Here is a 19,952-nt window from a genome sequence, read left to right as displayed (position 1 = left end):
GTGTCGCGAGCCGGGAATGTTCATATATCACGCCGGCAAGAGCCGGCGAAGCGATGTCAGGTCAGGCGCGGGGCACCGTCTCCATCGGGAAGATCATCACCGCGCCTTTGGGACCGCTCTCGTCGGCAAGCCGCATCACCGAGCGCGTCGCCGGCGCCATGCCGATGTCGGCCAGCATGTCGGAAAAACCAGGCGTTCCCGATGCGGCACGCGTCACGGCGCGCACGCCTTCCTGGGCAAGAAAGCTCAGATCCTCTTTCTCGCTTTGCGGCGGCGCCTCGGTCAGCACGGCAATCATTCGCTCCATGCCGAAGCTGGTGTCGGTGAAGGCGAGCAGCCCTTCCTTCAGGCCCTGATCGGCCTGCTGATTGATCGGGGCCAGCCGCTCGGCGACGATGTGGGTGATCGAATAGTCGCTGCCGATATATAGCACGTTGATGTCGACGAACTCGTCGGACCCGTTCTTGGCCGCAATGTGTACCTGATCGCCCGGCGAAACGCGCGGCACCGTTGACGATTCGATCGGCTCCAGCGCATCGCTGTCCTGGCGCTTGATCAGGAACTGGACGCTGACCTCGTCCGGCCGGTAGTCGGACGCCGCGGCGAGCCGCGACAGGCCGGTGGCGCGGAAGATCGTGGTCAGGGTCTTGGCTGTGTTTTCCGCAAGCTTGTCGCGGCCATCCTGATGGATGACGACGCGCGGCGGCTTGCTGCCGTCCTTCAAGCTGATGTCGCCGGACGCCGGCAGGAACCACAGCGCCGGTTCGTCGCTGGCGTTGGCGGCAGCGCCGTCCATGGATTTTTCGCGCAGCACCGCAAGCCGCAGATCGGCGCTCTTGCCGGGCTCGACCAGCGCGATGTGAAAGCCGGACTTCGGCTTCGCCACCAATTCGTCCAGAACCGAATTGACCAGCTCGGTTTCTTTTTCGAGCCCTGCGGTCGGCGCCGGCTTTGCCACCAGCAGCTTGTAGTCGACTGCGAGTTCGGCAACGCGCGCATAGGCGCCGGCGGGCACCGCCGTCGGCGCAAGCGCCGGCTTGCCGTCGAATTCGACCGGTGCGAGCTGGCTTTCGAGGTTTTTTGCCGATTTCACTTCGAGATAGCCGACGGCGTCGGAGAGATTCGACAGCGCCGAAGGCAAAATGGCGAGCTTGCTGCCGGGGGTCAGACCCTGCAGCAGCCCGGCGCCGATCGCGGCATCGCCGTCCTTGACGGCAATCGGCCATTGCATGACGGCGTCGGTCTTGTCGGTGCCGAACACGCGGGCGTCCAGTTCGCCCTCGAACAGGGGCGTCGGCCTTGTGCGGCCATCGGCCGAATATTGCTGCAGCACGGCCTGGCCGAGCTGGCGATAGGTGACGTTGGGGTTCTCGGCCAATTTCGAGAGGATCGTGAAGGTGAACAGGCCGAAGCGCGGCGCGTCGGGCGTGCCCTTGGGTAGCGGCATTTCCGGCGTCGTCTCGACCGTCTGCGCGGCATAGAAGGCGACCAGCTTGCCCCGGGCGATTGGCTCTGCGCCGGTCGGCGTCAGGTTGAAGGCCGGCTTGCGGCCGCCATTCTCGTCGAAACCGCGCGATGCGCTTGCCGAGATGTCGTCATAGGCCTTCACCGCGGCTGCTCTCGCCGCGTCGTCGCCGCCGACGAGGTCGGCGAACTCGACCTTGCGCTCCAGTTCGTCATCGACTTCCGCGGCTCGCGTCGCGGTGCCGGAATGGCAGCAGTCGAACACCACCCAGACAAAGGCGCCCTTGTCGCGGATGGCGTCGAGTGCGGCGCCGACTTCGTTGTCGACCAGCGCGTTCGGCACGCCCTCTTCGCGGTTGATCCATTTGTCGATATCGGAGGGCAGGAAAATCTCGTCGAGGCCGTCGGTCTCGTCGCCGGCCTTGGCCTGCGGCTGCTGGGCGCCGTGGCCCGACAGATGCAGATAGACGAAATCGTCGCGTTGCACCTTGCCGGCGAGGTCGGCAAGGGCGGCCTTGATCGCCGCATGCGTCGGCGGGCCGTTGGCGCCTTCGACGTCCTTGGCGAGCAGGATCACATTCTCGGCCGAGAACTTCACCGGATCGGGCGTGTTCTTCAGGAGATAGTCGCGCACCAGGCCGGCATCGTTCTTCGGCCCGATCAGCCAGTTCTTCTGCGGCAGGTTCGGATAGTCGGTGCAGGCAACCAGCAGCGCGTGATAGGTGCGTGAGGCGGCGAGAGCGCGGAACGAAACCGTACCGGCAGCCACAAGCGCCGACGTGCCGACGAGCAGCGTCCGTCGTGTCAGTTTGATCATAATTGCTTCCCCAAGCCCGATCGAATTTGCAAGTGCGGCACCTTTCGTCGCGAATTTTGTCAGTATTTTGAATGTGGTCGGTGCCGTCAATCGGCGGTGGTGGTCATGGTGTCGATGGCGATAACGGAAACAGTGGCAAAAAGCCTGCTTCATCGCTATCTCAAGGGAATTGAGACCGTCGCATGGCAGAAATGATTTGCGAGCGGCGCTGGATCAAACAGATGGAACGTGATGTCGTCCGAGAACCGCTCCACACTTTTCGGCATCATGCTCTAAACGATCGGAAAACGGGATCATGGCGGCAAGGGATGTGCTGACGAAGAATCAGCTGAGCGTGCTCGAAAAGCTCGAGGCCGCCAGCGGACCGCTCAGCGCCTATACGCTTCTCGACCAGCTGCGCGAGCGCGGTTTCCGCGCGCCGCTACAGGTTTACCGGGCGCTCGACAGCCTGGTGAAGTCAGGCTTCGTGCACCGGTTGGAAAGCCTCAACTCCTTCGTCGCCTGCGCCGAACCGCACGACCATACGCATTCGATGACAGCCTTCGCTATCTGCGACACATGCGGGCAGGTGATGGAGATGTCCGACCATGACGTCGACCATCGGCTGGACGAATGGGTGCGCTCGACCGGGTTTGCTGCGAAGAAGGCGGTGATCGAGTTTCGAGGGACGTGTGCCAAGTGCCTGGCTGAGGCGGCTTAGCTTGCTTCCTACTTGAGCCGAGGCGGTGCGCTATTCTCGAATTCGTTCAAGAATGTCTCATAGACGACGTACCGCGTAGGCCCAGGTGTTAGCTGCTCCATAAGCAGGGGTTTCACCTCGTCGAGCCAAGATAATTTGCCAAGGCCAGACCCGATTTTTGGCAAGGCGATGGATTCTACCCGGTTTTTGTCGGCCCATTTCACAAGCCCGCGAACTGCTTTCCGTAAATAGGGAAGCGTGGCGTGATACATATCTGGCTGGGTTGCCAGATAAATGAAGCCCGGCCGATTGCCGTCTGGCTCCAATGTCCAGATATGACCGCCAATAAACCTGCCGGTCCGAGCATATTTCTTGAACGCAGCCTGCACATTCGGCCACTTTTTCGAAATCTTCAGCGCAAGTCCGGTGCCAAGGCCCTCTTGATTGCCCTCTGCCACGCCTTGAGCGATATAGCTTTCCTTGGCGGCCAGCAGGTCTCCCGTGACAAAGACAATCATCGCACCTTCAATGCGCCTCGTCCCAGTTGTTCGCCGCCCGCGCATCGACATGCAGCGGCACCGACATCGATATGGCCGGCATCGGCGCGTTCTCCATCACCCTGCGCACCACGGGGATCGTCGCCTCGACTTCCGCTTCAACCGTCTCGAAGATCAATTCGTCATGCACCTGCAAGAGCATGCGGGCGGACAGGCCGGCCTTTTCCAGCGCCTCGTCCATATGCACCATGGCGCGGCGGATGATATCGGCAGCGGTGCCTTGCAGCCTGGCGTTGATCGAGGCGCGCTCGTTGAAGGCACGGATCGACGGGTTTGACGACCGGATCTCAGGATAGTGGATGCGGCGGCCGAAGATGGTTTCGACGAAGCCATGTTCGCGCGCATAGGCCTTTGTTGCCTCGATATAGTCGCGGATGCCGGGGAAACGCTCGAAATACTTCTTGATGTAGGCGCCGGCCTCCTCGCGCGGGATCGACAGCTGGTTGGCGAGCCCAAAGGCCGAGATGCCGTAGATGATGCCGAAATTGATCGCCTTGGCGCGGCGGCGCACTTCGGACGGCATGCCTTCGACCGGCACGTTGAACATTTCCGAGGCGGTGATGGCGTGGATGTCGGCGCCATCGGCGAAGGCCTGCTTCAACTGCGGGATCTCGGCGACGTGGGCAAGCACGCGCAGTTCGATCTGGCTGTAGTCGGCCGAGACCAGTTTCTGGCCCTTGTCGGCGATGAAGGCCGTCCTGATCTTGCGTCCCTCCGCGGTGCGCACCGGGATGTTCTGCAGATTGGGATCGGAGGAGGACAGCCGGCCCGTCGTCGTTGCGGCCAGCGCATAAGATGTGTGCACGCGCCTGGTGTCGGGATGGATGAAACCGGGCAGCGCGTCGGTGTAGGTCGATTTCAGCTTGGTCAGCTGACGCCAGTCGACGATCTTGCGCGGCAGTTCGTGGCCTTCGGCGGCGAGGTCTTCCAGAAGCTGCGCGGAGGTCGACCATTGCCCGGTCTTGGTCTTGGAGCCGCCGGGCAGGCCCATGCGGCCGAACAGGATGTCGCCGAGTTGCTTTGGCGACCCGATGTTGATGCGCTCGCCGACAAGGCCGTAGATTTCCTCTTCCAGCCGTGCCGCGCCTTGCGCCAGCTCGCCGGAGAGCCGCGACAGAATCTGGCGGTCGACCGAGATGCCGCGCTGCTCCATACGCGCCAGAACCGGCACCAGCGGACGCTCCAGCCGCTCATAGACCGAGACCAGGCCCTTGGCGGCCAGCCGCGGCTTCAGCACCTGCCATAGCCGCAGCGTCACGTCGGCATGGCCGGCGGCGTAGGCGGTCGCCCGGTCGATGTCGACCTGGTCGAAGCCGACCGAGCTTCTGCCTGAACCGGCGAGATCCTTGAGCGGCGTCGTGGCATGGCCGAGCCATTTGTCGGCAAGCGAGGACAAAGTGTGGTGGCCGGTGCCGGCGTCGAGCACATAGGAAATCAACATCGTGTCGTCGAAGGGTGCGATATCGATGCCGTGGCGGCTCATGACGACGATGTCGTATTTGGCGTCCTGGGCGATCTTGAGCACCGATTTGTCTTCCAGCAGCGGCTTCAGCAGCGCCAGCGCCTCGCGGACCGGAATCTGGTTCTCCAGCGTGCCGCCGCCGAGCAGGTCGCCGGCGCCGCTCTTGTGGGCGAGCGGCACATAGGCGGCGCGGCCGGGGCCGATCGCCAGGGAGAAACCGATGAGGTCGGCCAGCATCGGATCGGAAGACGTGGTTTCGGTGTCGAAGGCGACGGTTCCGGTCTCCTTGGCTTGGGCCAGCCAGGTCTTGAGCCTTGCCGTGTCGCGGATGGCGACATAGGCGGCAGGATCGATTTTGGCCGCGGCGGCCGTTTCCAGGCGAAGTGCGGCAAGCAGCGAAGGCGCGTCCCCGGCCCTGGCGGTTTCGGTTTTGGCTTCATCCTGTGTTGCCGCAGGCACCGGTGTGCCGGAGCCGACATCGGGGCCGTGCGCGGTGTCGGCGCGCTCGACGGTGACTGCGACAGCCTGCACATCGCCGGCTTCGGTGCTGGTCGCCTCGGCCACACGGCGGGTCAGCGAGGTGAATTCCATGGTTTTGAGAAAGCCGATCAGCTTCGGCCCATCCGGCGCATGCAGCACGAAATCGTCGAGCCCGTCGGTCACCGGCACGTCGTTCTTCAGCGTCACCAGCTGGCGCGATATGCGCGCCTTGTCGGCATTGGCGATGATGGATTCGCGCCTCTTGTCCTGCTTGATCTCGCTGGCCCGGGCGAGCAGCCCGTCAAGGTCGCCGAACTGTTCCAGAAGCTGCGCCGCCGTTTTCGGCCCGATGCCGGGTACGCCCGGCACATTGTCGACGGAGTCGCCGGTCAGCGCCTGCAGGTCTATCATCTTTTCCGGCGGCACGCCCCATTTCTCGATGACTTCGGGGATGCCGATCTGGCGGTCCTTCATCGGGTCGTACATGCCGACCGTGGGTCCGACCAGCTGCATCAGATCCTTGTCGGAGGAGATGATAGTGGTGTCGCCGCCGGCCTCGCACGCCAGCCTGGCATAAGTGGCGATGAGGTCGTCGGCCTCGTAGCCTTCGATCTCGATGCAAGGCAGGTTGAAGGCCACGGTTGCCTGGCGGATCAGACCGAATTGCGGGATCAGGTCTTCGGGCGGTGCGTTGCGGTTGGCCTTGTATTCCGGGTAGAGATCATTGCGGAAGGTTTTCGACGAATAATCGAAAATGACCGCTAAATGCGTCGGTACAATTCCTACATCGGTGTTGCGGGCGTCCTGCATCAGCTTCCACAGCATGTTGCAGAAGCCGGAGACCGCGCCGACCGGCAGCCCATCGGATTTGCGGGTCAGCGGCGGCAGCGCATGATAGGCGCGAAAGATGTAGCCGGAGCCGTCGATAAGGAAGAGATGGTCGCCTTTTTTCATGCCGGCAGGGATAGCGCGGCAGGACGGCGCGGTCCATGGCAAAGGCGGGCTTCCAACAGGTGTTGCGGCGACATGCTGACAGAGCCTGCCTGCCGATAGGTCCTGCTGCTGTTTGCCTCGGCGCTCACGGCTATGTTACAAAAGTGTAATTTTTGTGCCCTTGAAACGCCACGATCCGAGACACAGATAAAGGTCATCGGCAGTTTTCGCCGAGTCCGGAGCAAGGCCCGTCCCCCGCCTATCCCGGACAATTGCGGCAGCCTATCCCCCCTCTCCGGGCTGCCGCATCGTTTCGAGTAAAAGACCGCCGTGGTTCCCCTCCACCACGGCGGTTCTTTTTTGCCTTCTGACAAGTGTTTACGGTCCGTGGTCCAACGATCGCGGGCTTTTCGTTTTGATGCGCTGCCTTTACGGTCCCGGCACCGAAAAGAAAGGCCCGCAGTAATGTCCACCATTTCCTCCGTCCTCGACCGTCTCGACAAAAATCTCGACCAGAGCCTGGAGCGCCTGTTCGGCCTGCTCCGCATCAAGTCGATCTCCACCGATTCAGACTATGCCGCCGACTGCCGCAAGGCCGCCGAATGGCTGGTGGCGGACCTCAAGCTGATCGGCTTCGACGCTTCGGTGCGCGACACGCCGGGACACCCGATGGTGGTTGCGCACCATGAAGGCCCCGCCGGTTCGCCGCATGTGCTGTTTTACGGCCATTACGACGTGCAGCCGGTCGATCCGATCGAGCTTTGGGAGAACGACCCGTTTGCGCCGGCGGTCAATGAGATCGAGCCCGGTCACAAGGTAATCACCGGCCGCGGCTCGGCCGACGACAAGGGGCAGCTGATGACCTTCGTCGAGGCCTGCCGCGCCTGGAAGCAGGTGCATGGCAATCTGCCCTGCCGCATCACCATCCTGTTCGAGGGCGAGGAGGAGTCCGGTTCGCCGTCGCTGAAGCCGTTCCTCGAGGCCAATGCCGATGAGCTGAAGGCCGATTTCGCGCTGGTCTGCGACACCGGCATGTGGGACCGCGAGACGCCGTCGATCTGCGTTTCGCTGCGCGGAATGGTCGGCGAGGAGGTCACCGTCAAGGCCGCCGATCGCGACCTGCATTCGGGCCTCTATGGCGGCGCCGCCGCCAACCCGATCCGCATCCTGGCGAAAATCCTCGCCGACATCCATGACGAGAACGGCCACATCACCATTCCCGGCTTCTATGACGGGGTCGAGGAGACGCCGTCGCAGATCCTGAAATCCTGGGAGACATTGGGCGAGACAGCCGAGACCTTCCTCGGACCGATCGGCCTCTCGATCCCGTCGGGCGAAAAAGGCCGCTCGGTGATGGAACTGACCTGGGCGCGGCCGACGGCCGAGTTCAACGGCATCATCGGCGGCTATACCGGCAAGGGGTTCAAGACGGTGATCGCGGCGGAAGCGTCGTCCAAAATCTCCTTCCGCCTCGTCCACAAGCAGGACCCCGAGAAGATCCGCGCGGCTTTCCGGAAATTCGTCAAGGCGCGCATTCCCGGGGACTGTTCGGTCGAATTCCACCCGCATGGCGGCGGGCCGGCAATTCAGCTTTCCTACGACTCGCCATTCCTGGCCAAGGCCAAGACTGCGCTGTCGGATGAATGGCCGAAGCCAGCGGTGACGACGGGCAGCGGCGGCTCGATACCGGTGGTCGGCGACTTCCAGACCTATCTCGGCATGGAATCGCTGCTGGTCGGGTTCGGCCTCGACGACGACCGCATCCACTCGCCCAACGAGAAATACGAGCTGACCTCCTTCCACAAGGGCCAGCGCTCCTGGGCGCGCATTCTCGATGCGCTGACGCGCTGAGGAGGCTGGGAAGTTTTCTTGTTGATTTTTCAGCGGATCGCGGCGAGGACGAGTTACGCCGCGATCCGGAGACAACTATGCCCGACATCCGCTTCCACAAGAACGATCTGCCCGACCTCGCCCACTACAATGTCGACGCGGTGGCCATAGATACCGAGACGCTGGGCTTGAACCCGCACCGCGACCGGCTGTGCGTGGTGCAGATCTCTCCGGGCGATGGCTCCGCCGACGTGATCCAGATCGCGCCCGGCCAGAAGAAAGCGCCGAACCTCGTCAGCCTGCTCCGCAACCGCGGCATATCGAAACTGTTCCACTACGGCCGTTTCGACCTCGCCGTGCTCTACAACGCCTTCGGCGTCATGCCGGAGCCGGTGTTCTGCACCAAGATCGCCTCGCGGCTGACCCGCACTTATACCGACCGGCACGGCTTGAAGGACATCTGCTTCGAACTGCTTGGCGTCGGCCTGTCGAAGGCGCAGCAATCGTCGGACTGGGCGGCCGAGACCCTGTCGCCCGAACAGCTCGAATATGCCGCTTCCGACGTTCTCTATCTGCACCGTCTGCGCGAGGTGCTGGCTGGACGCCTGGCGCGGGACGGGCGCACCAAGGAAGCCGACGCCTGCTTCCGCTTCCTGCCGACGCGTGCCAAGCTCGATTTGATGGGTTGGGACGAAGAGGATATTTTTGCCCACAGCTGATGGCCTTCGGATAACTCTTCCGGCAGCCTTGCAACCAGACACGCGTCGTGGCGTTCTGTCGACTCAATGAGGGGGATGACGTGGCAGACCGCAAACCGATAGCGACCGCCCCGACGGATGGATCCAAGGTCACTGTCCTGTGGAAGGACGGCGCCGGCGTCGTCAGCGAATCCGTCGGGCAATATCGCGACGGCGCCTGGTGGGTCTACACCGACAGCGATACCCAGAAAAAGGTCGACCCGACCAGCTGGCGGCCAGTCTCCAGCGACGATGACGACGACCAATGAGCGTCGCTGGCGGGTGCAACTGCTTTCGCATAGCCTGAAGTCGTTGATATCGAGGCCGATTCGGGGCCTTCCGCTCCGTAGCCTCTCTTCCTGGAGGAACGCGTCATGGGCATCGAAAGCCTTCTCATCTTCATCATCATCGGCGCCATTGCCGGCTGGCTCGCCGGCCTCATCGTCTCGGGCTTCGGCTTCGGCCTCATCGGCAACATCATCGTCGGCATTATCGGCGCCCTGATCGCCGGCTGGCTATTTCCAAGGCTCGGCTTCGCTATCGGCGGCGGCATTCTGGCTGCCATCATCAACGCCACGATCGGCGCCGTCATCCTGCTGGTGCTGGTCAAGGTTCTGAAGCGAGCTTGACGCTCTAAGTTTTCATTCAACGCAATTCCGGAATTGCTGCCACAGGAGCGCGCCGTGAAACAGAACACTCTCTATCTCCTTGTCGGCGCGCTCGTTGTCGTGGTCATCGCGCTCGGTGCATATGTCTATCACGAACAGACCAAGCCCAAGGGCGTCGAACTGAAGATCGACGACAAGGGCATTTCGATCCAGCAGAATTGAAATATTCGGGGTAGCCAGGGCCTCTGCCTTTTGCGGCAGACAGGCCGCGAGGATGCGGCTTTCGGACCCAGTTGGCGGCAGCGTATTTTAGAAATTCTTAAGGAATTTCAGAAGGGTGCATAAACCCTGCTTTAACGCGCCCTTAAGACTAAGCCCTTGATTTTGCTTGAAGTGGTTACCGTTGGTTGCGATCGTTCGGGGCGTTGGGGAGAGAAATTTAGTAAAAAACTACACCCCAATGAATTCCAGGTCGCGATGGAGCGCGCTGTGCGAAACGCACTCAGGGGCGAGGGCGAGTGCGAGCTGTTCGCGACCAACCAAGTCTCGTGTTGGCACCACCAAAACTTACGTTGAGATTTTGAACGGGATAACTGTGGTGTCGTTCGGTGCGAGGTTCCGAGCAGCCGAAACCACCCCCTTTATGTCGCCAGCGTGAAGAACATCGATTGGACTTTGTTCCTTAAGTTGAAAGTTTGGCGATATGAGCCATTCCCATGCTTGACGTGGACTACCAACGATCGAGATTACCTCGGCGATGCCAGGGACCGGCCGTCCATCAGCAAACTGCCTTAAAGGGAATACGGGCTTGCTGCTGCTCCGGGTATTTAGAGCGACGGCTTCATTTCGTTTCTGCCAACGATATAATGTGGAGCGCGGAATTCCGAAGAAACGCTCGATCTCCGTTGGGCCAGCCACCGGCCCGGCCCAATCGTCCGCCAGTTTCAGAGTTGCTGCCGGTTCGGAACGGCTGGCTTTGAGACGAACGAGGCGCCTAGAAACTTGTCCCAAGGCGATCTGTGTCAACTCGGTCGCAAACTCCGTCGCGTAATTTGGAATGTCTTCCTCAATGGTTTTGAAGGCCCTCTGAATAGCGTCTGGCTGACATACTATCTGGGATACGATGATGGCCGCTATCTCAGACGCAGCCCTCATCGCCGGCAGTCGAATCTTCGGTCCATCCGTTTGGAGCACGCTCTCAATGGCTAGGTAGAGGGTCTCCTGCAGGCCTTCGCGGCTTTCAAGCTTTTCCCTGTGCCGCAGTTTGGAAAAACGTCTTTTGGTTGTCATTGCGCTCTCGATTCTATTGCTAAGCAAGGCATCCCAGCGCCATACAAAGATCATAAAGGCGGGCCGAGGCAACGCCAATTCGTTACCAAATTGTTTCTCAAGTGGCAAAAACGTGACGTTTCTGCAACACGGGGCTGTCATAGAAGCCAGATTGGCCTTTTGGCGCGACGATCTTGGTTGCTCACCGCAGTCCGATGCGTAATGTCGATTTCGAAGGAGCGGCGCGGTGCGCATCTTTTTCGGTAGTGGGGATGGGGCAGGGAACGCTGTCCTTCAGCTAAAGAATACCCAGACCCGTTTTTTAACTTTTGACTGGAGGTCAGAAAATGAACATTAAGAGCCTTCTTCTCGGCTCCGCTGCGGCCCTGATCGCAGTTTCCGGTGCGCGCGCCGCCGACGCCGTCGTCGTCGCCGAGCCGGAACCGGCTGAATACGTCAAGATTTGCGACGTTTACGGCTCGGGCTACTTCTACATCCCCGGCACCGAAACCTGCCTGCGCATCGGCGGCTATGTCCGCTACGACATCGGCGGTGGTGATGTCGGCTCGTTCGACGGCGCGACGTCCGCCGACGTTGAGGACGGCGGCAGCAACGACACCTGGTTCAAAAAGGCCCGTTTCTCGCTGAAGACCTGGACCGGCCAGGAAACCGAGCTCGGCACCTTGAAGACCTACACTGAGACCCGCTTCAACTTCCAGAACAACAACCGTGATGCGGGCGCGCTTGGTGACGTCAATCCTGCCGGCAACACCGGTGCTTCGCTGAACTTCGCCTGGATCCAGCTTGGTGGTCTGCGCGTCGGTAAGGACGAATCGGCCTTCAACACGTTCATCGGCTACGCCGGCAACGTCATCCAGGATACGCTCGTTCCCTACGGCGATTTCGACACCAACGTCATCCAGTACTACTTCGACGCGGGCAACGGCTTCTCGGCCGTGATCTCTCTCGAAGAAGGCTCGGGCGCGGGCGGCTCCACGGTCGGTTCCTACGGCGTGGGCACGATCGACAGCTACGTTCCGCATGTCGTCGGCGGCTTGAAGTACACGCAGGGCTGGGGCGCCATCACCGGCGTCATCGCTTACGACAGCAACTATGAAGAAGTCGCCGGCAAGGTTCGTTTGGACATCACCCCGATGCAGAACCTGTCGCTGTTCATCATGGGCGGCTATGGAACCGACGACAATTACACGGACGTGACCTACGCGTTCCCGGCCGGCGGTCGCGGCTTCTACAAGCAGTGGGACGGCAACTGGGCAGTCTGGGGTGGTGGCACCTACACCATCAACGAGAAGACCTCGTTCAACGCCCAGGTCTCGTATGACGAAGGTGAGAACCTCGGCATCGCCGCCAACATCGCCTACGACGTCGTTCCCGGGTTCACGATCACTGCCGAAGTTGACTACGTCAATGCAGGCAAGATCGACGATGTCGACACCCTTGGCACGAACCACAACTGGACCGGTATCACTGATGGCGACGACGCCATCGGCGGCATGCTCCGCTTCCAGCGCTCGTTCTAATAGGCGCTCGATTGGAAATGGAACCCGGCGGGCAACCGCCGGGTTTCGCATTTTTATCAAACCTTACCCAAGCCCCATTGGGTGCAGAAGTCGCTGTAGCTGCGGCGTTATGGAGAGGTGGCCGAGTGGTCGAAGGCGCTCCCCTGCTAAGGGAGTAGAGGTCAAAAGCTTCTCGTGGGTTCGAATCCCATCCTCTCCGCCAATTGCCCTTCTGAGAGACGTTTTGTCCGGCCATAATGCCCGGTCTCGCGCACCTCTCGCCTCCGCATCACCTCCAAGAGCAGGTCGAAGACGCTTGCGGCCTCGCCAGCGATTTCATGCTCGCCGATACCCACTCTCTGCTGCTGTCATCAAGTCCTCCGCCAAGTCGCTGGCGGCGATCGGATCTCCCCTCGCTATGATAGGCAGTTGCTTGGCCACCCACTTATCGAGAAACTTCAGGCCGCGTGTGCTCATTAATTAGCAACCTCTCATCTTGACGCCGCAGCCGCCCGCTCCAGAGTCTTGCACATAGCTCGGGGCAATATCAAAGTTGGCGACGAGGTCGCCGTCACGGCGGTTGTGCGCGATCGCGTGTCACGCGACCGCATAAGCGTGACGATCCCCTCCTATGACTTCCCGCATTCGGTTGTCGATTCGACTTCGAAGGCCGTGATCGGCCAGCATATGGAATTAATCGGCCCGGTCACGCGCATCGACGGCGACAAAGTGACCGTGAGCCTCCGGCCATTGGTGACTGTGGACGCCGAGCATGTGCGGCTGGTTGAGAGCTATGTGGCGCCGAAGCGGAAAAGGCCGCTTGTTGGCAAAGCCTAACGGCACTGCCGACCCAAGGCACAGGCCACTGAAACTTTCCCCTTCACATCGGCTCTGGTCGCCTCGCGCTAGCTGCCGGCGATGGGTCGGCATCTTCCCAACTTTCCGCCATGTCGTCGCGATGACGTTGGCGAAGGCGCTTCAGCAGATCGCGTGAGGCTTGAATCGCCCTGCGCGATTGATCCATGTTCTGGCGAAACGTGGCGCGTTCCTCCATGGACTTCTGCCACTTCAGCAAGGTGGCCGTAGTCGCAGTAGCGGCTTGAGCGATTTCTATGGGCGTTGCAACCATCGCATTCTCCCTAAAAAGGCAATGGTAAACGCAATCTTTATAGGCCCAACGAAACACTTCTCCAATTAAAAACAACCATACGGCATACGGCAAAATGGCTATTCGTCGGGGCGCTCGACGGCAGCTTCGTCGACCTCGGCCTCCATCTCGTTGTTGACGGTTTTGGTCTTGCCAAAACCGTCCATCGCCACACCGTCAAAGCCCTGCAGCCACGCGTCGGCATGTTCCTGCCAGTAAGCTGGCACCTCACGCTCCTTGCCATCCTTGCGCGCTTGGGCGCCGTACATCCAGGCGTAGGTGGCGCGTTCCTGATCTTTCTTAGGCATGGCCATTTGCATCATCCTCCCGGAAATCCAGCAGCCTTGCGTGCCGCAGCTTCTCATCGCCTTTTCCTAAGAAAGGAGAGGGTCTGTGGACAGCTGTGGCTCTATCCGGCTGTAAGTTGCCAGACCGCTACGCTGGCGAGGGCAAGGCCCGCTGCGCCTTCGATTGCTCGCGATATGGTATCGAACAGCCGTGGCCTGCTGTCGAAAAAATGCACCAGGCGCTCCCGAAACAAGATCGACAGTACCGCCACGCTGGACAGCGTTAGGGCCACGCCCACCATCATGGTGATTGCGAACAGAATGCCAGCTCCCAGCACCCCTCTGGAAATCGCGAAGGTCATGACAAAAAGGGTCAGCGGGCACGGAATCAAACCGGCCATGACTCCAACGGCCTCGCCCTCATGCTTGTGATGATGGCCGTGGCTCACCGAACGCCAAAGCATCCAGACGCCGATCAGCCCGAGCAGACCGCGACTCACACCCTCAAGCAGTGGTGCGCGTCCAACGCTGCCCAATGCAATCGAGACGAGCGGCAGGGAGAATACGGCGATCAGCACCGCTGTCGCCACGTGAGTGAAGGACAGCGTAATCGACACCAGGAGGCCGCGCGAAACCTTCGCATCCGAACCTGCAAGGTACGTCGCCAAGACAGCCTTACTGTGGCCGGGCGTTAGAGCATGTGCCGCACCGAACAGGACGCCCATCGGCAGAAAGGCAAGGAACGCAAGCCAATCACCGCCAACTGAAAGCAGCTTTATCTGATCTGCGAGCGCCAGGTATATGGAGCGCTGAAATTCGACAAGCGCCTGGAACATCAGCCGAGACCGGCAGAAGCGAGTGGTTTCCGGCAGCTGTCAGTGCTGGTGGCCGTGATGTTCGCCATGATCATGAGAGTGCGGATGCTCGTGCTCACCTTGGTCGGTCGAAAACCGGATATTGGCAGCTGCGAGCGCCGGCATGTGTTCGAACAGTTCGTTCTCCAGCGCCGCCGTGATCTTGTTCGCCTCTGAGAGAGGCAAGGTTCCGTCGGCCGCAATAGCGATATCGGCATGCAACTTGTGGCCAATCCAGCGGGCCTTGGCGTCGACGATGCGAGCACCCTGCACATGCGCAGCGGCATGCTGAATTTCGGCCATCACGCCCGGCTCGACGCCGTCGAGCATGCGGGTGAGCACTGAGCGCGCCGATTGCCAGACGATACCGAATATAGCGACCGTGATGAGAAGCCCGATGATCGGGTCGGCCAGCGGAAATCCGAGCCAGACGCCGATGGCGCCGATGACCACTGCAAGGCTGGTAAGCCCGTCGGTGCGGGCATGGTAGCCGTCGGCGACGAGGGCCGCACTGTTGATTTCCCTGCCGATACGGATGCGAAACACCGCGACGGCCTCATTCCCGAGGAAGCCGACAATGCCCGCCGCGGTCAGCCAACCGAGATGAGTCACTGCCTGCGGATTGACCAAGCGCTCGATAGCCTGGTACCCGGCGACGATGGCGCTGAACAGAATGATCAGCACGATAATGATACCGGCCAGAACCAACCCAGGACGCGTGCGCCGATACTGGTCATAGGTATTTCGCCAGTTGCTTGAGCTCTGCCAGCGAGTTGCCTCCCGCTTTCGTGTCGGTCAGACAATGTTCGATATGATCGTGGATCAGTTCTCGCTTTGCGCTGCTGATGGCGCTCTCCACTGCATGGAGTTGCTGCGCTAGGTCGACGCAGGATCGCTGCGCCTCGAACATGCCAAGCACGGATGCTAGATGCCCCTGTGCGCGCTTTAAGCGCTTCACGATAGCCGGATGAGAACTATGGATGCCTTCGGACATGCCCCACCGGTATCCCCCCCGGTAGGATGCGTCAAGTATGATGTGAGCGCAGATCGGCTCTTGATCAGCCACCCCGCAGGACGTGTATCCATGGCGCTGAAATCGTCCATCACCCCGCAGCAGATGAAGGAATTGATCGCGAAGCACGGCAACCAACGCGAGACGCTGGAGCGGGAAGCGAAGGCGCTGCGGAAATCATGACCAGAATTGCGGACCTTGGGCCAGCTATCCCCGGCAAACCTCATGACCCTGACTGGCAGGAGCATTTCTATGTGTGCCCCATCTGCCGCCAGCAGGTCGACCGGCGCGACTTCCGTCAGGTGATGTGGCACGAGAAACCGGACCACGAGCCCCTGCAGTTCGACCAATGAGCGCCGGCCGCACGCGGCTAATTGATTGCCGCGTCGATGCGTTTGCCGAAAATGTCGGCCATTGAACGCGAATACGTGGCGGTCAGGTGGTCCGTGTCGCGCCAGACAAAAACATTGCCGATAACCGCGGGGCATACGTCCCCGGGGCATACAATGTCGCTGAAGTCCACGAGCGGCACATGCGGGTAGAGGCGCTGGGCAACTACCACGGGATCCCGATCACGTACCGATTTATATGGAACGGAGCAGTGGCGGTCCCGAGCCATGCATCGCTCCGGGTTCGTTCCCCAAGCTGGTGTGTCGGCTATTACCACCACCTTAATGCCCAATGCCTCGATGCGGCGCCATAGCTGCACCAACGTATCGCTCACGGGCATCTGGCTTCCGTCGTCGGGATAAGCACGTAAAACATCTCTCTGCCCGAAAATGATGATGTCTGGCCTTTGTTGTTGAATAATTCGCAGCATATGCTGACCCCAGGTCAGGCAATCTGGAAACGGACGGTCGCTGTCAGACACCATGATCATGGTAGGAAATAGCGGGCATCCGGGCTTGGTAAAACTCTCCGCATTCCAACCTCGATCCGACGCCGCCACCTGAAACGCCGGAAGCCAGTGCTCTGCGTGCGAATCGCCAACCAGGAACACCTTGAGCCGCCCATTTGGATCGCCAAACTGGCAACCGACAGGTTCGCCGTTTTCACGAGGCGGGCGGCAGATGTCCGTTTGTGGCTTATCCTGCTTTATTGTCGGCAGCGAAGGAGCATAGGCCGCTACGGTCGGCACCGGCCTGTTGGTGAACAACGATCTAGCCCCTGGATAGTCATTCGGGTTTTCCGAGATCAATGCTTGTTGCCGGGCAATTTCTATCGAGACAGCGCAAAATGCGATTAGAGGCACCAAGGGAACCGGGGCAAAAACGGCCAGCCACTCGACCAGTCGGGCGCGTGATGGCAACGATGCGCGGTGGCGGAAACGATCCTCGACATGAACCTTGGTGATGGCGGCTAGACCGACGCTTGCTGCAAGGATGGCCAGGCCGCCCCAAAGGCCGATCGCTTCGCCACTTTGCTGGGTGAAAAAAACGATGATTGGCCAATGCCAAAGATAGAGCGAGTAAGAGATGTCGCCGAGGAATTGGAACGGTCGTGACTTGAGCAAAGCAAAGGCGCTGAACGACGACTGGCTTTGACCAGAGACGATCACCAACGCGGTACCAACGGTCGGCAACAGCGCCGCATAGCCGGGGAAGGGTGTCTTGGTCGAGAACAGAAAGGCGGCTGCGAGAATCGAGCCGACGCCGGCAAACCCAAGCAATCGCCGCGCTCGTTCCCCGATCCGTGTGTCGGCTGATCCCAGCACCATGACACACAGCAGAGCGCCCAGCGCCAGCTCCCATATGCGGGTGTGGGTGACAAAATAAGCCCGCGCCGGGTCGACAAGCGTGAGCCATACCGAGGCGGCAATCGAGATGATGAAGATTGCGCCTAGGACGGCGACGAGCAAGGGCCGCCAGGGCCTGCGGAACTTTCGAGAAAGCCACAGGACGCCGATGATCAGTCCCGGCCAGACAACGTAGAACTGTTCTTCGATCGACAACGACCAGTAATGTTGGACGGGGCTCGGCGCGCTCGTCATCGCCAGGTAATCAATCGCCTTCGCTGCGAGCCGCCAGTTCTCCAATTGAAAGGCGCTATGCACCAGTTCATTCGTGCCGTCCCTCCATAGCGCGGAGGGTAGATAGAGCGGGGTCGCCAAGCCCACCAGCAGAAGCACAAGCATCGCGGCAGGCAAGAGGCGCCGCGCCCGGCGAACATAGAAACCAAGTAGGTCGATTCTTCCGGTGTCCTCCACCTCCCGCAGCAAGACGCCGGTGATCAAGAACCCAGAAATGACAAAAAACACGTCAACGCCGACATAGCCGCCGGGGACCAGCCACGGCCAGACATGGAACAAAGCGACTGAGCAGACAGCGATAGCACGCAGCCCCTGGATCTCAGGCCGGAAATTCGACTTGCTCAAATACTTGCTTCCGGTTGCTGCTAGGCTCGCGCTTATACAGAATGAAACGAATGGAACAAGTAGCCCCCAATAACAACCTCATGGCATCGGCTGGGACCAGAAAAGCGAAAAGCCCCGGACACCGTTAGGCGCCGGGGCGAAGTCGGATATTGGTTTCATGTCGTCGCCAATCAGCCGCCGCGCAGCGCCCGCCAGATATCCGACCAGTACGCGGTGACAAGGGAGGCTAGCGCCGCTGCGGCCATGCCGGTCACACCAAGCGCCCCGAGCCCCATCAGCTTCCACCGGGTGACCTCCGCTGTCACGGCCTTCACCTCGGTCATGTCTTCACTGAGGGATTTCACCGCGCCTTCGGTCTGGGAAAGACGCTCCACCAACTCGTCGGTCTTGGCGTACATCTTCGATCGGCTGGCGGCGGCGCGCTGTTCGGATTGCTCGTAGCTCAGCGCGGCCCGGGCGTCGCTATCTTTGATATCGCGCCGGATCTCGGTGACGTCCCGCTGGACGCCCTCCATAGCGGCGACGAGGCCGCCTACCATCATCTCTAGGCTCTTCGTCGCCGATGTTGGCATGTCAGGCTTTCCAGCCGCAGAGCTGGGCGCCCTTTTCGTTGTGGGCCAAGACCTGATTCACCTCGCCGTCCGAAAGCGCCGCGATTGCTTCGGCGGACAGGCGGATCGGGTGCTCGACCGCGCAAAACGAGCCGCCTATCGTCGTGCAGCCGGCAATCGCCATGAAAACCGCAAGAGCTATTGCTTTGGTGACCATTTGCCCAGCCTCTCCCGGTTGACGTCCGGCGCGCGGCCGGCGACAGCATCATCGATCTTCTGGCCTTCGGTTGCCGCAGCTGCGTTGTCGGCCGCCTGCTTGTTGCGTTCGGCCTTGGCGCCGGCAAGCCGCTGTTGAAAGCCGAAGGCAAGCGCGCCGATGATGGCCGCGCCAATGGCTAGGACGGTCGGGTTGCTCAGGAACCATGCGATGACCGCGCTCATAGCGGCCACCAGAACCAGACGGCAAACCCGGCGATGATAGCTAGGCTGACAGCGCCGACGGTGCGCAGCAGCCGATCGAATGCCGGGATGAGCAGTTCGCGGAAGCCCTCCATCACTCAGCCACCTCTTCCTTGATCTGGCGCACCGCCGCGACGATCTGGGAGCGCAGCAGGAGCAAGATCAGGATGAAGACGATGAGGACGCCGCCGCCCGCAAGAACGGCCTTCCAGTCGATGCCGGCAAGCCAGCCAAGACCAAGCGCACCGGAGCCAAAGAGGCCAGTCAGCCAGGACAGGAATCCGGATTTCTCCTTGACCTTCTGCTCCACCTTTTCGGGGACAACAGGCTTAGGGACCTCTACCGGCACCCTGATCGGCGGCGGCGCTGCGGGCAGTGAAGAGATCAGCATTGCATCGCGACGCACGGCTGCCATGCGGGCCGTCCAGCCTTTGCCGAAGGTCGGCCACAGCAGTTTGCCGGTCTTCTTGTTCTTGGCCCGCCTCATGAAGGCCAGACGCGCATCGCAATAGGCGTCGATGATGACGCCGGCGGGCTTGGCGCTGATCGCCTTGAGGCTGTCTGGTCCCAGTCGGCCGTCAACCGTTGCACCAGCCACGCGCTGCAAGTATTCGGCGGCGCGCTTAGGGCCGGAATTCACCGCGAAGTCAAATGCGGCATAGTCGACACCGCCCGGAAGCTCGGATCCGTGCACCGCATCCCAGAACTGCCGGCGGTAGACCGTCGCTATCTGGGCATCGGTGATAATCTTCAGGTCGGCCTTGGTGCCGGCGGGTTTGATGTAGGCGCGGAAGGTCGCCAGCGTCACGCCCTTCATGGTGGCGCCGCCCGGATCGGCCGGATTGTCCGACCAGCCGCCTTCGGATTTTAGGACGAGCGTAAGCGCCCGCGCGAAATTGCGGTCCATGTGTA

Annotated in this window: 23 protein-coding genes and 1 tRNA gene; 10 read left to right on the top strand and 14 right to left on the bottom strand. The window is 61.0% G+C overall.

From position 1 onward, the window contains the following. Positions 1-61 precede the first annotated feature (61 nt). Positions 62-2,281, bottom strand: coding sequence for a caspase family protein (locus NKH38_RS03665; RefSeq protein ID WP_023728548.1), 2,220 nt, complete (start codon positions 2,279-2,281; stop codon positions 62-64). 295 nt (positions 2,282-2,576) lie between these two features. Here NKH38_RS03665 and NKH38_RS03660 point away from each other — a divergent pair, with 295 nt between their 5' ends. Further along, positions 2,577-2,981 (top strand): Fur family transcriptional regulator, encoded by a 405-nt coding sequence (locus tag NKH38_RS03660; protein ID WP_023669789.1) that lies wholly within the window; start codon positions 2,577-2,579, stop codon positions 2,979-2,981. 8 nt (positions 2,982-2,989) lie between these two features. Here NKH38_RS03660 and NKH38_RS03655 read toward each other — a convergent pair whose 3' ends face one another. Next, positions 2,990-3,478, bottom strand: coding sequence for a macro domain-containing protein (locus NKH38_RS03655; RefSeq protein WP_023728547.1), 489 nt, complete (start codon positions 3,476-3,478; stop codon positions 2,990-2,992). Between the two features lie 7 nt (positions 3,479-3,485). Continuing rightward, a complete protein-coding gene (gene polA, locus NKH38_RS03650; protein WP_352759301.1) occupies positions 3,486-6,413 on the bottom strand; it encodes a DNA polymerase I in 2,928 nt (975 codons plus the stop codon). Positions 6,414-6,857: 444 nt separating this feature from the next. On the opposite strand from polA, the gene NKH38_RS03645 reads away from it, so the two are divergent. From NKH38_RS03645 to NKH38_RS03625, 5 genes are all read left to right on the top strand, one after another. Continuing rightward, entirely contained in the window at positions 6,858-8,243 is a 1,386-nt protein-coding gene (locus NKH38_RS03645) for a M20/M25/M40 family metallo-hydrolase (RefSeq protein WP_023728545.1), read from the top strand. A 77-nt stretch (positions 8,244-8,320) separates the two neighbouring features. Next, positions 8,321-8,941 carry a ribonuclease D gene (locus NKH38_RS03640; protein ID WP_023698188.1) on the top strand — a complete coding sequence of 207 codons (621 nt, stop codon included), beginning with the start codon at positions 8,321-8,323 and terminating at the stop codon, positions 8,939-8,941. 80 nt (positions 8,942-9,021) lie between these two features. Beyond that, positions 9,022-9,228 (top strand): hypothetical protein, encoded by a 207-nt coding sequence (locus tag NKH38_RS03635; protein ID WP_023683046.1) that lies wholly within the window; start codon positions 9,022-9,024, stop codon positions 9,226-9,228. A 105-nt stretch (positions 9,229-9,333) separates the two neighbouring features. Beyond that, positions 9,334-9,588, top strand: coding sequence for a GlsB/YeaQ/YmgE family stress response membrane protein (locus NKH38_RS03630; RefSeq protein ID WP_023704219.1), 255 nt, complete (start codon positions 9,334-9,336; stop codon positions 9,586-9,588). A gap of 54 nt (positions 9,589-9,642) precedes the next feature. After that, positions 9,643-9,789, top strand: a complete 147-nt coding sequence (locus NKH38_RS03625; protein WP_023686592.1) for a hypothetical protein — start codon at positions 9,643-9,645, stop codon at positions 9,787-9,789. A gap of 345 nt (positions 9,790-10,134) precedes the next feature. Here NKH38_RS03625 and NKH38_RS03620 read toward each other — a convergent pair whose 3' ends face one another. Then, entirely contained in the window at positions 10,135-10,857 is a 723-nt protein-coding gene (locus NKH38_RS03620) for an antitoxin Xre/MbcA/ParS-like domain-containing protein (protein ID WP_155923608.1), read from the bottom strand. A gap of 326 nt (positions 10,858-11,183) precedes the next feature. Here NKH38_RS03620 and NKH38_RS03615 point away from each other — a divergent pair, with 326 nt between their 5' ends. The 3 genes from NKH38_RS03615 (at position 11,184) to NKH38_RS03605 (ending at position 13,193) form a co-directional block, all read left to right on the top strand. Continuing rightward, on the top strand, positions 11,184-12,377 hold the full coding sequence (locus tag NKH38_RS03615; RefSeq protein WP_352759130.1) for a porin: 1,194 nt from the start codon (positions 11,184-11,186) through the stop codon (positions 12,375-12,377). 111 nt (positions 12,378-12,488) lie between these two features. Beyond that, positions 12,489-12,579 (top strand) — tRNA-Ser (locus tag NKH38_RS03610). A gap of 392 nt (positions 12,580-12,971) precedes the next feature. Continuing rightward, positions 12,972-13,193 (top strand): hypothetical protein, encoded by a 222-nt coding sequence (locus NKH38_RS03605; protein WP_348625636.1) that lies wholly within the window; start codon positions 12,972-12,974, stop codon positions 13,191-13,193. 43 nt (positions 13,194-13,236) lie between these two features. Here NKH38_RS03605 and NKH38_RS03600 read toward each other — a convergent pair whose 3' ends face one another. The 5 genes from NKH38_RS03600 to NKH38_RS03580 form a co-directional block, all read right to left on the bottom strand. Then, a complete protein-coding gene (locus tag NKH38_RS03600; RefSeq protein ID WP_023831638.1) occupies positions 13,237-13,485 on the bottom strand; it encodes a hypothetical protein in 249 nt (82 codons plus the stop codon). A gap of 98 nt (positions 13,486-13,583) precedes the next feature. After that, positions 13,584-13,817, bottom strand: coding sequence for a hypothetical protein (locus NKH38_RS03595; protein ID WP_023670915.1), 234 nt, complete (start codon positions 13,815-13,817; stop codon positions 13,584-13,586). A gap of 95 nt (positions 13,818-13,912) precedes the next feature. Further along, on the bottom strand, positions 13,913-14,626 hold the full coding sequence (locus NKH38_RS03590) for a HoxN/HupN/NixA family nickel/cobalt transporter (protein ID WP_023833703.1): 714 nt from the start codon (positions 14,624-14,626) through the stop codon (positions 13,913-13,915). A gap of 39 nt (positions 14,627-14,665) precedes the next feature. Beyond that, positions 14,666-15,352, bottom strand: a complete 687-nt coding sequence (locus tag NKH38_RS03585; protein ID WP_352759125.1) for a cation diffusion facilitator family transporter — start codon at positions 15,350-15,352, stop codon at positions 14,666-14,668. A 25-nt stretch (positions 15,353-15,377) separates the two neighbouring features. Continuing rightward, the gene (locus tag NKH38_RS03580) at positions 15,378-15,638 is read right to left on the bottom strand and encodes a metal-sensing transcriptional repressor (RefSeq protein ID WP_023831641.1); all 261 of its coding nucleotides are present in this window, start codon (positions 15,636-15,638) and stop codon (positions 15,378-15,380) included. A 197-nt stretch (positions 15,639-15,835) separates the two neighbouring features. Between NKH38_RS03580 and NKH38_RS03575 the strand changes: the two genes are divergently transcribed. Next, positions 15,836-16,009 (top strand): hypothetical protein, encoded by a 174-nt coding sequence (locus NKH38_RS03575; protein ID WP_023833702.1) that lies wholly within the window; start codon positions 15,836-15,838, stop codon positions 16,007-16,009. A gap of 17 nt (positions 16,010-16,026) precedes the next feature. On the opposite strand, the gene NKH38_RS03570 is transcribed toward NKH38_RS03575, so the two are convergent. The 5 genes from NKH38_RS03570 to NKH38_RS03550 form a co-directional block, all read right to left on the bottom strand. Next, a complete protein-coding gene (locus tag NKH38_RS03570; RefSeq protein WP_352759121.1) occupies positions 16,027-18,030 on the bottom strand; it encodes an acyltransferase family protein in 2,004 nt (667 codons plus the stop codon). A gap of 170 nt (positions 18,031-18,200) precedes the next feature. Then, the gene (locus NKH38_RS03565; protein ID WP_023831644.1) at positions 18,201-18,602 is read right to left on the bottom strand and encodes a DUF1515 family protein; all 402 of its coding nucleotides are present in this window, start codon (positions 18,600-18,602) and stop codon (positions 18,201-18,203) included. 1 nt (position 18,603) lies between these two features. Beyond that, positions 18,604-18,798 (bottom strand): hypothetical protein, encoded by a 195-nt coding sequence (locus NKH38_RS03560; protein WP_031195501.1) that lies wholly within the window; start codon positions 18,796-18,798, stop codon positions 18,604-18,606. Beyond that, entirely contained in the window at positions 18,780-19,022 is a 243-nt protein-coding gene (locus tag NKH38_RS03555) for a hypothetical protein (protein WP_023831646.1), read from the bottom strand. Before NKH38_RS03555 ends, NKH38_RS03560 begins: the two co-directional genes overlap by 19 nt. Positions 19,023-19,134: 112 nt before the next feature. Then, positions 19,135-19,947, bottom strand: coding sequence for a glycoside hydrolase family 108 protein (locus NKH38_RS03550; RefSeq protein WP_352759119.1), 813 nt, complete (start codon positions 19,945-19,947; stop codon positions 19,135-19,137). Between the last annotated feature and the right edge of the window lie 5 nt (positions 19,948-19,952).

This window comes from Mesorhizobium sp. M1078, from assembly GCF_040318615.1.
Lineage (GTDB): Bacteria > Pseudomonadota > Alphaproteobacteria > Rhizobiales > Rhizobiaceae > Mesorhizobium.
The sequence above is the reverse complement of the archived record's forward strand: the minus strand, read 5'-3'. Positions and strand labels throughout refer to the sequence as shown.

Excerpts from the sequence above, each read along its gene's own strand:
- NKH38_RS03665 (WP_023728548.1), bottom strand. The coding sequence starts at position 2,281 with ATGATCAAACTGACACGACGGACGCTGCTCGTCGGCACGTCGGCGCTT.
- NKH38_RS03660 (WP_023669789.1), top strand. The coding sequence starts at position 2,577 with ATGGCGGCAAGGGATGTGCTGACGAAGAATCAGCTGAGCGTGCTCGAA.
- NKH38_RS03655 (WP_023728547.1), bottom strand. The coding sequence starts at position 3,478 with ATGATTGTCTTTGTCACGGGAGACCTGCTGGCCGCCAAGGAAAGCTAT.
- polA (WP_352759301.1), bottom strand. The coding sequence starts at position 6,413 with ATGAAAAAAGGCGACCATCTCTTCCTTATCGACGGCTCCGGCTACATC.
- NKH38_RS03645 (WP_023728545.1), top strand. The coding sequence starts at position 6,858 with ATGTCCACCATTTCCTCCGTCCTCGACCGTCTCGACAAAAATCTCGAC.
- NKH38_RS03640 (WP_023698188.1), top strand. The coding sequence starts at position 8,321 with ATGCCCGACATCCGCTTCCACAAGAACGATCTGCCCGACCTCGCCCAC.
- NKH38_RS03630 (WP_023704219.1), top strand. The coding sequence starts at position 9,334 with ATGGGCATCGAAAGCCTTCTCATCTTCATCATCATCGGCGCCATTGCC.
- NKH38_RS03620 (WP_155923608.1), bottom strand. The coding sequence starts at position 10,857 with ATGACAACCAAAAGACGTTTTTCCAAACTGCGGCACAGGGAAAAGCTT.
- NKH38_RS03615 (WP_352759130.1), top strand. The coding sequence starts at position 11,184 with ATGAACATTAAGAGCCTTCTTCTCGGCTCCGCTGCGGCCCTGATCGCA.
- NKH38_RS03600 (WP_023831638.1), bottom strand. The coding sequence starts at position 13,485 with ATGGTTGCAACGCCCATAGAAATCGCTCAAGCCGCTACTGCGACTACG.
- NKH38_RS03595 (WP_023670915.1), bottom strand. The coding sequence starts at position 13,817 with ATGGCCATGCCTAAGAAAGATCAGGAACGCGCCACCTACGCCTGGATG.
- NKH38_RS03590 (WP_023833703.1), bottom strand. The coding sequence starts at position 14,626 with ATGTTCCAGGCGCTTGTCGAATTTCAGCGCTCCATATACCTGGCGCTC.
- NKH38_RS03580 (WP_023831641.1), bottom strand. The coding sequence starts at position 15,638 with ATGTCCGAAGGCATCCATAGTTCTCATCCGGCTATCGTGAAGCGCTTA.
- NKH38_RS03575 (WP_023833702.1), top strand. The coding sequence starts at position 15,836 with ATGACCAGAATTGCGGACCTTGGGCCAGCTATCCCCGGCAAACCTCAT.
- NKH38_RS03565 (WP_023831644.1), bottom strand. The coding sequence starts at position 18,602 with ATGCCAACATCGGCGACGAAGAGCCTAGAGATGATGGTAGGCGGCCTC.
- NKH38_RS03560 (WP_031195501.1), bottom strand. The coding sequence starts at position 18,798 with ATGGTCACCAAAGCAATAGCTCTTGCGGTTTTCATGGCGATTGCCGGC.
- NKH38_RS03555 (WP_023831646.1), bottom strand. The coding sequence starts at position 19,022 with ATGAGCGCGGTCATCGCATGGTTCCTGAGCAACCCGACCGTCCTAGCC.
- NKH38_RS03550 (WP_352759119.1), bottom strand. The coding sequence starts at position 19,947 with ATGGACCGCAATTTCGCGCGGGCGCTTACGCTCGTCCTAAAATCCGAA.